This window comes from Paenibacillus sp. oral taxon 786 str. D14, from assembly GCF_000159955.1.
In the GTDB taxonomy this organism is placed as follows: Bacteria; Bacillota; Bacilli; order Paenibacillales; family Paenibacillaceae; genus Fontibacillus; species Fontibacillus phoenicis.
Genome location: NZ_GG695974.1, coordinates 179,619 through 191,589 on the forward strand (window position 1 = coordinate 179,619; position 11,971 = coordinate 191,589).

Annotated in this window: 9 protein-coding genes; 4 read left to right on the top strand and 5 right to left on the bottom strand. The window is 52.7% G+C overall.

Going from position 1 to position 11,971, the window contains the following annotated elements; all coding sequences use genetic code 11:
• The 4 genes from POTG_RS24310 to POTG_RS09445 form a co-directional block, all read right to left on the bottom strand.
• On the bottom strand, positions 1 to 1,033 hold a 1,033-nt coding region (locus POTG_RS24310), incomplete at its 3' end, for a CAP domain-containing protein (protein ID WP_009224605.1).
• 122 nt (positions 1,034 to 1,155) lie between these two features.
• On the bottom strand, positions 1,156 to 2,355 hold the full coding sequence (locus tag POTG_RS09435) for an MFS transporter (RefSeq protein ID WP_036644897.1): 1,200 nt from the start codon (positions 2,353 to 2,355) through the stop codon (positions 1,156 to 1,158).
• A gap of 96 nt (positions 2,356 to 2,451) precedes the next feature.
• Complete coding sequence (locus tag POTG_RS09440; RefSeq protein ID WP_009224607.1) at positions 2,452 to 3,369, bottom strand: aldo/keto reductase; 918 nt, start codon at positions 3,367 to 3,369, stop codon at positions 2,452 to 2,454.
• A 235-nt stretch (positions 3,370 to 3,604) separates the two neighbouring features.
• Positions 3,605 to 3,949 (bottom strand): iron-sulfur cluster biosynthesis family protein, encoded by a 345-nt coding sequence (locus POTG_RS09445; RefSeq protein ID WP_036644899.1) that lies wholly within the window; start codon positions 3,947 to 3,949, stop codon positions 3,605 to 3,607.
• 104 nt (positions 3,950 to 4,053) lie between these two features.
• Between POTG_RS09445 and POTG_RS23790 the strand changes: the two genes are divergently transcribed.
• From POTG_RS23790 to POTG_RS09460, 4 genes are all read left to right on the top strand, one after another.
• Complete coding sequence (locus POTG_RS23790; RefSeq protein ID WP_198136183.1) at positions 4,054 to 4,197, top strand: hypothetical protein; 144 nt, start codon at positions 4,054 to 4,056, stop codon at positions 4,195 to 4,197.
• Positions 4,198 to 4,318: 121 nt separating this feature from the next.
• A complete protein-coding gene (locus POTG_RS09450; protein WP_009224610.1) occupies positions 4,319 to 5,377 on the top strand; it encodes an NAD(P)/FAD-dependent oxidoreductase in 1,059 nt (352 codons plus the stop codon).
• Between the two features lie 157 nt (positions 5,378 to 5,534).
• Entirely contained in the window at positions 5,535 to 10,541 is a 5,007-nt protein-coding gene (locus POTG_RS09455; RefSeq protein ID WP_009224611.1) for a S8 family serine peptidase, read from the top strand.
• 93 nt (positions 10,542 to 10,634) lie between these two features.
• Positions 10,635 to 10,982 (top strand): hypothetical protein, encoded by a 348-nt coding sequence (locus POTG_RS09460; RefSeq protein WP_009224612.1) that lies wholly within the window; start codon positions 10,635 to 10,637, stop codon positions 10,980 to 10,982.
• Between the two features lie 16 nt (positions 10,983 to 10,998).
• Here the strand turns inward: POTG_RS09460 and POTG_RS09465 are convergent, their stop codons facing one another.
• Positions 10,999 to 11,883, bottom strand: a complete 885-nt coding sequence (locus POTG_RS09465; RefSeq protein ID WP_009224613.1) for a helix-turn-helix domain-containing protein — start codon at positions 11,881 to 11,883, stop codon at positions 10,999 to 11,001.
• Positions 11,884 to 11,971 lie beyond the last annotated feature (88 nt).

Genomic DNA, 11,971 nt, shown 5'->3' on the forward strand with positions numbered 1-11,971 from the left:
TTACTGAAAACTGTTCCCCGTCTTGGATCATTTGGACATCATCGGGACGGAAGATGATTGCATAAACGTGACCATATTTCGTAGTATCGACGTTAAAATAAGCTTGCTGCTGCCATTTTAAATCCTCAGAGTCGACGTTGCGGTATCCCGCAGGAAATTCCTCTTTCACCATCTCATGATTAAAATTCCAAGTACGTTGGTCCGATAGTCGGGTTAATTCCACTTTTACATCCGAAAGGGAAGGAGCCTCGAATCGTTCCGGATTTAGCTGCACGGACCAAGCTTGTTGACCATTAAAATATTCAAGCGGGAAATAACCTTTATTGGGATAAAGGGAGTAGTTGAAGTTAAGCGAATCGCTTCGACTGGTATCAAATACCTGCATCGCGCTATAGTATCCGCTCCCTTTAGCAGGGTTAGATTTATATGCCAGACCGAAGCCAATGTTTTTTAGCTGCGGGCTTAATACCCATCTTCGATGGCCTAGTCTATCGATATTACTGACGTCAGAATCATCCATATAGGCATTCACGCTATCCACTAAAATATTTCCGTTGCTTCCGGACGTATAATAAAGATTTGAGGAGCTACTGGATTTGTATCCGATGTCATAGAATTCTTTGAGCATATCGGCTGGTTGTTTTGGCCAATGGGTGAGTTGTCCCACAGTGGAAACAAGTACAGAACCATGCTGTGCTTGCCGGTTTAGTTGAGGATCCAACTGCAGATCACTAGGCAAACCGGTGATAAACCGATAGAAGTTTGCTGTGTCCAAGCCCCTTTTCAGATACTCATCATTCAACTTCCCTGGTAAATAGGGAGCTGTCGTAGCGGGTTCTTCAGCGAAGGCTGGGGAAGTTCCAGAAGTTCCTGTATTCCATAGCCGCCAATGATCGATGATCTCCTCTTTACTTCGCTCCGGTAGCATGCTGTCTAACTGTTCCGCATAAACGCATTTAGGTAATAAAAATGCGCAGAATGTGATTCCAAGGGCTGCGATCAGATGAATCGATATTTTTCTCCAACCTAACATTTAAAGAGGCCACTCCTTTGTCAAACTCCGATAAAATATCGGGAAAAATGTGATAAATAAAACAAATTCGACATTTTTCTGATATTTCCTTCATTTGGGGATGGTGGCTCTCGAAATCTTGATTATCTGCTGACCCGCTCGCGCCGCAGCCCGCGCACCTGCGCGTACACGGCGACGAGCTGCGTCAACAGGCCGGCGATGCATACACCGGTCCAGCCGAAATGCGCATAGCTGAACGAGCCGATCCCGGAGCCCAGAGCTCCGCCGATGAAATACGATACCATATAGATCGTATTGATACGGTTGCGGTACTCGTCGCTGATGGCGTGGATGCGGGCCTGGTTGGAGATCTGCGTCGACTGGACGCCAAGGTCGAGCAGAATGACGCCGACAACCAGGCCCGCCAAGGTGTAGCCGAAGCCGAGCATGCAGGCGTAGGCGAGGATCACCGCGCCCATGCCGATGGCGATGGTGAAGCGCGGACTGCGCCGATCGGCCATCCGCCCGGCGATCGGCGCAGCCAAGGCTCCGACGACGCCAATCAGGCTGAACAGACCGGCCGCGTCAGGGCCGAGGCCGTAGTGCGGTTCGGCCAGCAGGAACGACAGCGTCGTCCAGAACACGCTGAAGGCGGCGAACATCATGCCGCCGTTCAGCGACGCTTCGCGAAGCAGCGGCAGATCTTTAATGAGTGACGCCATCGAGCGGAACAAATCCCCATACCCGGCCGTTGCCACGGACGGGGACTTGGGCAGGCGGAACGCTAAGAAGAAGGCCAGAAGGATCATGAGTCCGGAGGCGATAAAATAAACGGTCGGCCAGCCGAGATATTCGCCAACGAGCCCGCTGAACGTCCGGGAGACGAGAATCCCGATCAACAGTCCGCTCATGACAGTGCCGATGATTCGGCCGTGCTCCTTTGGGTCGGCCAGCTGTGCGGCGAGCGGCACGATCAGCTGCGGGACGATGGAAGTGAAGCCCACGGCGAAGGAGGCGACGCTCAGGATGATGCTGTTCCAGGCAAATGCCAGAAACAGCAGGGCGCCGGCGGAGCAGACGAGCATGAACAGAATCAGCGATTTTTTCTCACGGATATCGGCCAGCGGCAGGATCATCAGCATCCCCAGGGCATAGCCAACTTGCGTCAAAGTGGCAGCGTACCCGACCTGGGATTGCGTAACGCCAAACGAGGCGGCAATTTCCGCCAGCAGCGGTTGAATGTAATAGAGATTCGCCACGGCGATGCCGGCGGTGACCGCCATGGTCAACACGAGAAACCGACTCAGCCGAATCGGCGTGCTTTCCGTACTTTCGGTAGGCATGTTTTCTCCAGCCCCTCCTTTCGAGATTTTGGACAAAAAAACAACCTAAGTCCTGTGGAAACGGGGCTTAGGTTGTTTCGCGTAGGGACACTTAACTTACGGCAAAATGTTCCCCGCCGCACGGTAAATTTCGTACCATTCCTCGCGGGTCAAGCGGATGTCGCTGGCTTTGATGCAGTCCTTCAAGCGGTCGAGGTTCATCGTCCCGATGACCGGTTGCATTTGGGCCGGGTGACGCAGCAGCCACGCGATGGCGATGGTCGTATTCGTGACGCCGTATTTCGCGGCGATTTCGTCAATTTTCTGGTTCAGCTCAGGGAACTTCTCGTTGCCGAGGAAGACGCCTTCAAAGAAACCGTATTGGAACGGCGACCACGGCTGAATCGTGATATCGTTCAAGCGGCAGAAGTCCAGCACGCTGCCGTCACGGTTAATGGCGGCTTCGTTTTCCATATTTACGTTAATGCCGGCCGAAATCATCGTCGTGTTCGTGATGCTCAGCTGCAGCTGATTGGCGACGATCGGCTGTTTGACGTATTTTTGCAGCAGTTGAATTTGCATCGGGTTCTGGTTGGACACGCCGAAATGGCGTACTTTGCCCGCGGTATGCAACTGGTCGAACGCCTCCGCAACCTCTTCGGGTTCTACCAGGGCATCGGGACGATGCAGCAGCAGCACATCGAGATATTCGGTTTTCAGACGCTTCAGAATGCCGTCCACCGACGACAAAATATGCTCTTTCGAGAAGTCAAAGAACCCTTGGCGGATGCCGCATTTCGATTGCAGGATGATTTTCTCCCGAATTTCTGGATTCATGTGAATCGCATCGGCGAAAATCTCCTCACAGGAGCCGCCGCCGTAGATATCCGCGTGGTCAAAAAAGTTAGCGCCTTCTTCCAGCGCGGTTTGGACGAAACGTTCCGCTCCGGCTTTGTCCAGCGAGTTAATTCGCATACAGCCGACGGCAATGACAGGGACCTCCAGCGTGCTCGTACCAAGCTTGATCGTCTTCATTAATCGGATCCTCCTCTATGGTTAGGAATAGATGATTTATTCACCCGGGCCGGATATGTAAAAATATGAGATCGAATCCAGTTCCATCGATGGCGCCTGGATGCCCCCATCATTGTGACATAGAAAAACGGCGGATTCAAGAGCAGGGCAACGCGTTAAAGAAAAACAGCCCAAAAAGGCCGCCGGATCATAAATCCGGCAGCCGAAAGCGGAAAGGAAGGGAAGCCCCTGACCGTTAGCGGAGGGCTTCGCTGGTAGCAGCAACGCGTTTGTCTTTCAGCACGACGTTGTTGCTGTACAACATCGAGTCGCTGCTCAAACGGTAAGTTGGGTAATTCTCATGGGCAAACAAGCGTAAGACGTCATCAAACAAAATTTCTTGCTGGCGATCCACCAAAAAGGTGAAGCCGCCCGATTCAAATGCGATATCAGTAGGAAGCGGCTCGCTGACCAAATGCAGCGAATAAACGCCGGCTGCGCTGCACCCTTCCGATTCGCCAACCAGCTTGAAGTACCCCGGCTGGCCGCCTAGGCTTTGCGCAAGTTTTTCTTTCGTCAGGTTCGTCATGTCTACTCTCATTCGACACACATCCTTTAGTCTCTATTTATATTTAGTAAAATTAAATTTCCTACAATTTATTTATAAACAATTTAATGAAAGATGTCAAGTGGGGGAAAGATCACTTGTACGCCGAAGACCTGAGCGAAAGTATGCAGCTGATGGAATGGGTTTGGCAACGGGATGACAGAGCGCTGCTGAATCTTGGACGCTACGAATATTTTATTCGCGGCAGCGAGGCGCGGTCGGGAAAGGATTCGCTTTTTTAGAGAAAAAAGCAAAAAAATTTAGATAATAATGATTTTCATTCTCAATTAGATATGATACGATGGTTCCATCCAAGTAGATCATTTACTCTGTTTACGTGATAAAAAAGGAGAGGTAACGACGATGGAACCAACCGTATATGATGTCACGATTATCGGAGGTGGCCCTGCCGGGTTGTATTCGGCCTTTTATAGCGGCTTGCGCGAGATGAAGACGAAGCTGATCGAGTATCAGCCTTTTCTTGGCGGCAAAGTGAATGTGTATCCGGAGAAAATGATTTGGGACGTCGGCGGCCTGACGCCGGTCACTGGAGAACAGCTGATCCAGCAATTGATCGAGCAGGGAATGACGTTCCAACCGGAAGTTGTGCTAGGTGAAAAGGTGACTTCGATTTCTCGGGGCGAGGATCGCATTTTTACATTGCATACTGCATCGGGAGCCAAACACTACTCCAAAACGGTCATCCTGGCCATCGGCGGCGGGATTCTGAAGCCCACGAAGCTCGACATCGAAGGGGCGGAACGATTCGAAGTGACGAATCTCCACTATACGGTGAAATCGCTGGGCCGGTTCAAAGGCAAAACCGTGCTGATCTCCGGCGGCGGGAATACCGCGATCGATTGGGCGAACGAGCTGGCTCCGATTGCGAAGAAGGTCTATCTGACGTACCGAAAAGAAACGCTGAAAGGCCACGAGGCTGAGGTGACGAAGCTGATGAAGAACGATGTGGCTTGCCTGTTGAACACGTCGATCGTGAAATTGACCGGCGCCAAGGGCGGAGATTCCATCCGCAGCGTATGGATTCAAAACCATGAGGACGGCTCCATCGTCGAGCTGGAAGTGGATGAGGTGGTGGTCAGCCACGGGTATGAACGGGATAAGGCGCTGCTGGAAAACAGTGAAGTCAAGATCGAAATGGCGAACGAGTACGGCGTAAAAGGAACGGCCATGAGTGAAACCACGGTGGAGGGGATTTTTGCTGCGGGGGATATTTTGTCTTATGAAGGCAAGCTGCATCTGATCGCCGGGGCTTTTCAGGATGCGGCGAACGCTGTGAACCGAGCCAAACAGTACATCAACCCGGAGGCAGAGGCATATGGAATGGTCTCCTCGCATAATGATCTGTTCATTGAAAAAAATCGGGAGCTGAAGAAGCAACTGTTTGCGACAATGGCAGAATAACCGAATCTACTACATATGGATGCGCTTACCTGAATTGGGTAGGCGTATTTTTTTACCCTTTTACTGCTTATGTGCCATAAAAGTGGGAATATATCGAAACCTCACAGCAGCTTGTATAGGCTCCTTGAAAACTATGAACGGTGAGGGAGATGAGAGTTTGAGCAAGAAAGTCGTTGCAGGAATCTTAAGCTTCCTCCTGGCATTTACGCTGCTTCTGCCGATGGCAGGAGCCGAAGGCGACGCTTTGGCGGGAGCCGATGCAAGGAGGGACGGCGTTCCCCGGTTGAATCAGGACGCCGTGACGCAGGAAGCGCTGCGTAAGCAAGTATCGGACGTTCAGCTGAAAGGCAGAGAGCAACGGGAGGTTTTGGGTCAAGCCTCTCCCGCAGGCAATAAGTTGCAGCTGGAACGCCAGGACGCCGAAGCGGCCGCGGTTCAACCGCAAAACTTCGTTCCGCTTACGGACGGCAGCGAGTTAACGCCGGTCATCGTCGAGCTGCAGGAAGCGCCGTTAAAGGTGTTTGAGGCTACGCAGAGCAAAATGAAAACAAGCCATTCGCTGAGCTCCCACAGAAAGGCGATCGATTTGCAGCAGCAAACGTTCAAGACGCAAGCGGTTGGTAAACTGAAGGCCAAAATTAAACGCGAGTACGAAAATATTTTTAACGGGTATTCGCAGACCCTTCCGGCCAATGAGATCGAAAATCTGCTCAAGCTTCCGGGAGTGAAGGCCGTTTATCCTAACGAAACGGTCTATGCCACGGAGGAGGAAGAGACTCCGACTGCGCCGCTGGACAGCGTGTCGTTTATCGGCAGCGGTGACTTCTGGGCCGAAGGAAACGAAGGCCAGGGGATTAAAGTTGGGGTCATCGATACCGGTGTGGCGAAGGACCATCCCGATTTGGCGGATGCGGTTCCGGATGGGTATTGGGGTTATGACTTTGTGAACGATGATTCCGAGCCCTACGAAACAACGAAGCAGGATTATTTGGATGCACATGCCCAGAATCCGTCGCTGCCTGAGTTTGATGAAAACGGCAGAGCTTACTATACTTCGCACGGCAGCCACGTCTCGGGAATCGTAGCCGGTCGTGGCGTTGGCACGGATGAACTGGCAGGGACCAAAGGGGTCGCACCAGAAGCGGAAATTTACGCTTATAAGGTGTTAGGTCCATACGGCAGCGGTACGACGGAGGATGTGATCGCCGGTATCGAGCGTGCAGTCGTGGATGGCATGGATGTCATCAATCTGTCGCTGGGCTCCAACACCAATAACCAGCGCTCCGCCGACTCGATTGCGGTCAACAATGCGATGAAAGCCGGCGTTGTGGCCGTGGTATCCAGCGGCAACTCCGGACCGGGGGCTGCGACGGTGACCGATCCGGGCAGTTCGGAGCTGGCGATTACGGTTGGCGCATCCAAGCCGCCGCTCGTCACGCCGATTATGCGGATTCCGGCGATGGGCGGAGAAGGCTTCTTTATGGATACGTTTGATAAGTCCGCCGGGATCGAGGATTTAACCGAGTCTTACCCGTTGGTGGATGTTGGACTCGGGAAAGCAGCGGATTATGCGGGTAAGGACTTGAACGGAAAAATCGCCTTTATCAAACGCGGTGAGATTTCCTTCGCGGAAAAAGCGCTCAACGCCCAAGCCGCGGGTGCGGTCGCCGCGATTGTGTTCAACAACGTGCCGGAAGCTTTGGAAAGCGGGACGTTGGGGGACGCAGATGTTCAAATCCCGGTTTACGCTCTTTCTGGAGCGTATGGGGGACGAATTCGGGAGGCTTTGAAGGAACAGGAGCTGTCTGCTGAATTCAGTACAACGATAGAAGAAGATATTATGGCGGGCTTTAGCTCGCGTGGACCAGCCAAACCGGGGTATGACCTCAAACCGGACATTTCCGCACCAGGGATGAGCGTTCGCTCCAGCGTGCCGGATTATGAAGGCTGGTATGCCGCTCAAAACGGCACCAGTATGGCCGCGCCGCACATTGCAGGTGCAGCAGCCCTCGTGCTGCAAAAATATCCAAACCTGACGCCTTATGAAGTAAAGTCCTTATTGATGAATAATACCGTGAAACTCAGCGATCGGAACGGTGACCGCTATACCCACATGGATCAAGGGGCCGGTCGGGTCGCGCTGGATCAGGTTCTGGAGGCCAAAGCGGTAGCGATGGCAGAGGATTCGACGCCTTATGTGGATGGGGATCTCCCGGAAACTTTTTATACGGGCAGCCTGTCGTTTGGATATGTTGGCAACGGCTTTTCTGCCAAACAACATGTGATCGTGAAGGACATCGTCGGGGAGTCCTCGACCTACACGGTCAGTTCGCATTGGTATGGCAATGCATCGATTGACCTAACCTTGTCTGCGGCAGAGGTTGCGGTCAGCGCTGGCGGGGAAACCAGCTTCGACGTCGAAGTTGTCGTGCCGGAAGAAGCCGCCAACCAACGGTATGAAGGTGAAGTGATCCTGACCGAAACGGCAACCGGGCATGTGATTAACCTGCCGGTATCGGTCTACGTTGGCGATACGCCGCAGGTGGATGTGGTGACGGATGTAGATCTGTCCAGCAACCCGATTTCGCCGAATAACGATGGACTTTATGATACTACAGACATCTCATTCACGGTGAATGAATATACCGATTACTTCTCGCTGGAAGTCCATGATCTGAACGGAAATTGGCAGGGCGTGGTCTTTGAAACCGATCAAGGCATTGATCCCGGCAGCTATACTTTGAGAGGTTGGGACGGAAGTGTTTTTGATGAAAATTACGACGAAGTGTTACTTCCCGATGGCGGATACCTGCTGATCCCTTATACTGGAACATCCTTGTTTGACTCCGTTCCTTCGGAAGACTCTGCTTATGTATTCTTCGTCGATACGACGGCACCGGTATCCCATCTTAGTGAACCGCCATTGACAGTGAAGAGCTCTGGTCAAACGGGAGTCATCTCCGGCGAAGTGACGGAGGATATGCTGATTAATTATCTCGTGAACTTCGGCGGGCTGGATATGGAGCTTGTGATTGGTGTCGAGGCGTGGTTTGCAGATCCAGAGGGCAATGTAGATTATCGGTTTGGCACTATTGATAACCAAGGGAATTTCAAAATTGAGGTTCCCGTATATCCTGGCGACAACGAATATGAAGTGTACATCTATGACTTGGCCGGGAATGGGTTCTGGGATCCGGCACATGTGTTTAGCTACAACCACGCTACAGAACCGGAATTGATCGTTGACACTGAAAATCTGACGCTGCAAGCAGGAGATACCGAACAACTCACCGTAACGTATAAAGCGGCAAACGGTGAGGAGAGCGACGTCACAGTAGCAGCAGAATATTCCGTAGCTGACTCGACTATCGCGACAGTTGACCAAGGCGTCGTAACCGGGGTAGCAGAAGGAACGACCACGATTGAAGTTGCGTACGAAGGAATCTCGAAGACCGTTAATGTAACCGTAACCGCTGAAGGCAATGAAGAACAACCAGAGCTGCGGGTGAATCCGGAGAGCTTGGATCTTCAAGTAGATGAAGTTCAAGCGCTCACCGTAACGTATAAAGCGGCAAACGGTGAGGAGAGTGACGTCACAGCAGCAGCGGAATATACCGTGGCGGACTCCACGATCGCGACTGTCGATCAAGGTATCGTGACCGGGGTAGCGGAAGGAACGACAACGATTGAGGTTGTGCACGAAGGTCTCTCCCAAACTGTTCATGTGACTGTTACTGCTGAAGGCGGCGAAGAACCAGAACCAGGGGAACCTTCGCTGATCGTTACACCACCTTCTCTGACTCTGAAAGTTGGAAAAAGCAACCAGTTAGCAGTGACTTATCGGGATGCGGATGGCAATGAAACCTCTGTGACAGATGCGGTATACGTATCGAGAGATCCGCTGATTGCTGCCGTTTCAAGTACGGGACTGGTTACGGCCTTGAAAGCAGGCTCTACCACGATCGACGTGACTTCCCAAGGTTTGTCGAAGTCCGTCCAGGTCACAGTCACCCCAGCTGACCCGCCTAACAATGGCGGCGGAGGCAATGGCGGCGGTAATGGCGGCGGCAACGGTGGCGGAGGCGGATCCAGCAGCGGCGGTTCCACTTCTACGCCAACCACGACACCAACAACGACGCCAACTAAACCAGCAATACCTAAGGATGCCGTAGCTATCAAGGCAGGCGAACCAACGGTGGTGAAGCTGCCAAATGGGTTTACGTTAACGATTCCGGAAGGCGCGATCACTTCCCCGGATGCCGCTTATGTCCAAGTCACGCCGGCAACCGAGGAAGAAACGAAGAAGCTGCTGGAAGGATTGAAGCTGCCAGCAGAAGTTCAACCGTTTGGAATCTATTATGATATCAACATTTTAGCGAAAGACGGGAAAGCGCTGGAAAATATCCAGCTCAGCAAGCCAGCCGAAGCCGCAATCCCGCTGACGGCATTGAATCCTGGAGCAATCCATGGCGGGAAGATCAGCCTGTTCAAGCTGGGGGACAACGGAGAATTAACTCAATTCTTCGGACGATTGAAGGACGGTAAAGTGGTTGCGAACCTGTACGGCTCTAGCCGTTACATCTATCTGGCCAAGAACGTCACCTTTGCTGATGTCACCCCAGCGAAGTTCGCTTGGGCGGTGGATGCGATCGAAATTCTGGCATCGAAAGACATTCTCGCTGGATCCATCGACGGCAACTTCCATCCGACATCGCAAGTCACTCGGGCGGAATTCGTATCCATGCTGGTTCGGGCACTGGAATTGAAGGCTGATCCAAACGCAGCTAGCCAGATTTCCTTCCTTGACGTTCCTGCAGGAAGCTGGTACGAGGAGGCCGTGAAGATTGCGACATCCAAGGGGCTGATCAGCGGTTATTCCAACGGTACTTTTGCGCCGGATCAACCGATTACTCGCGGTGAAATCGCAGTGGTTTTGGCGAAGGCGCTGGAGGTCCTGGGCCAATCCGCAGGGGAAGGCGGAGCGAATCACAGCTTTGCCGATCAAGCTCGCATTCCAGCTTGGGCCGCCGAGGCGGTAGCCAAAGTCACGAGCCTTGGCATCATGAACGGCAAGGCGGGGAACCGCTTCGAGGCCGAATCGCCAACGACCCGAGCTGAGGCAGCCGTCGTGGTGTACCGCATCTTCAAAGATTTTACCAAATAAGATTTGAACGTTCCGCCGTCGGTGCGCATGATGCCGGCGGCGGTTTTCATATACATGAGGTAAGGTTCGATCTCACCGAAGGAGCGTGGACAAGTGGAACAGAAAGTACGTCGTTATCATGAACTAAAACAGCTGCAGAAAGAAACGGAGCAAGAGCTGGCCGCATTACGTGGCGAAATTTTAGAACATTTTCAGGAACAAGGCATTTCGGAGCTGGACGTGGGGGAATACCGGGTTAGAACCATCCGCCAGGAACGGAAGGAGTACGATGATCGTAAGCTTTACGAAGCGCTTCCCGATCCTGGCGTGTGGCGTTTGGTTTCCAAAGCGGACGCCCAGAAGATCGCCGGACTCGTGAAGCTGAACGTAATCCCCGAGGAAAAGCTGGAAGGAACGTTCTCCATCAAACAAGTCACGCTGGTGCAGGTGGACAAGAAGTAGCGACGCAAAGCCGGAATTAGTCCGGCCGCCGCGTTGCCCCAGGACTGGCTGTCGACACAGGGATGGCTTGGCGATTCCGGCGCAAATCCAGCGGCGCTTGGTGGTACCATTTTTTGAATTGATGATAAAAATGGCTGACGTTCTCGAACCCGCACTCCAGGGCGATTTCCACCACGCGCAGCTCCGTCGTCAGCAGCAGGTTGCGGGCTGCGCTCAGCTTCAGCTGGTTCAAATATTCCGTTGGCGTCTGCTGCAGATATCGGCGGAAGGCGCGGTTCACGTGGCCGATGCTTCTTCCGGACAATTCATACAAGGCGGGAAGCCCGCGGTGGAGATTTTCTTTCAGCTGCATTTTGCTGAGTGCATGCTCCAGCCATAATGGAATCTCCTCCTGCTTGACCGGATTCGGGTTAAAAAAGTAACGGGTTAGCAGGTCGATCAGTCCGCTTTTGAGGACGAGGCGGGCCTTCTGTTTGTCGATGGAGGACAACAGCTTGATGCGTTCGAATAAGGCGACGAATTCGCCAACTTCGGTTGGCGACAGCAGGGCCACCTGGGGCAGATGCGATTGCAGCAGCCGCTCGGCGATCTCTTCCTCCCCCAAAAAAGCCATCGCTTCGTCCATCAAGCTATGCCGGCAGGGAACATTGTAAAACCGGCAGTCCTCCTCCCCGTTCTGCTCGTATCGATGGATATCCTCCGGCCGGATGAAGACCAGGCAACCCGCCTGTAGCAATTGGGTCTCCCCATTCACAACATGGCGGCAGCTCCCTGCTTCAATTACGAAAAATTCATAGAAATCATGGGTATGCTCCGGCGAAACCTGAGACAAGGCCTCCACCCGAAACGGGTTGACCGGCACCTCCGGATCAATGTAGTTTTCCTCGGTATATTTCAGCATGGAAGACACCTCTCCACAACAAGATGATGTTAAAATAGCACATGACTTAGGTGAAGACAATACAAGAAAATATCCAGCCTCTTTAGTA

What these genes read in the sequence shown, in the direction of transcription:
- POTG_RS09435 (WP_036644897.1), bottom strand. Translation starts at nt 2,355, where the DNA reads ATGCCTACCGAAAGTACGGAAAGCACGCCGATTCGGCTGAGTCGGTTT.
- POTG_RS09440 (WP_009224607.1), bottom strand. Translation starts at nt 3,369, where the DNA reads ATGAAGACGATCAAGCTTGGTACGAGCACGCTGGAGGTCCCTGTCATT.
- POTG_RS09445 (WP_036644899.1), bottom strand. Translation starts at nt 3,949, where the DNA reads ATGAGAGTAGACATGACGAACCTGACGAAAGAAAAACTTGCGCAAAGC.
- POTG_RS09450 (WP_009224610.1), top strand. Translation starts at nt 4,319, where the DNA reads ATGGAACCAACCGTATATGATGTCACGATTATCGGAGGTGGCCCTGCC.
- POTG_RS09465 (WP_009224613.1), bottom strand. Translation starts at nt 11,883, where the DNA reads ATGCTGAAATATACCGAGGAAAACTACATTGATCCGGAGGTGCCGGTC.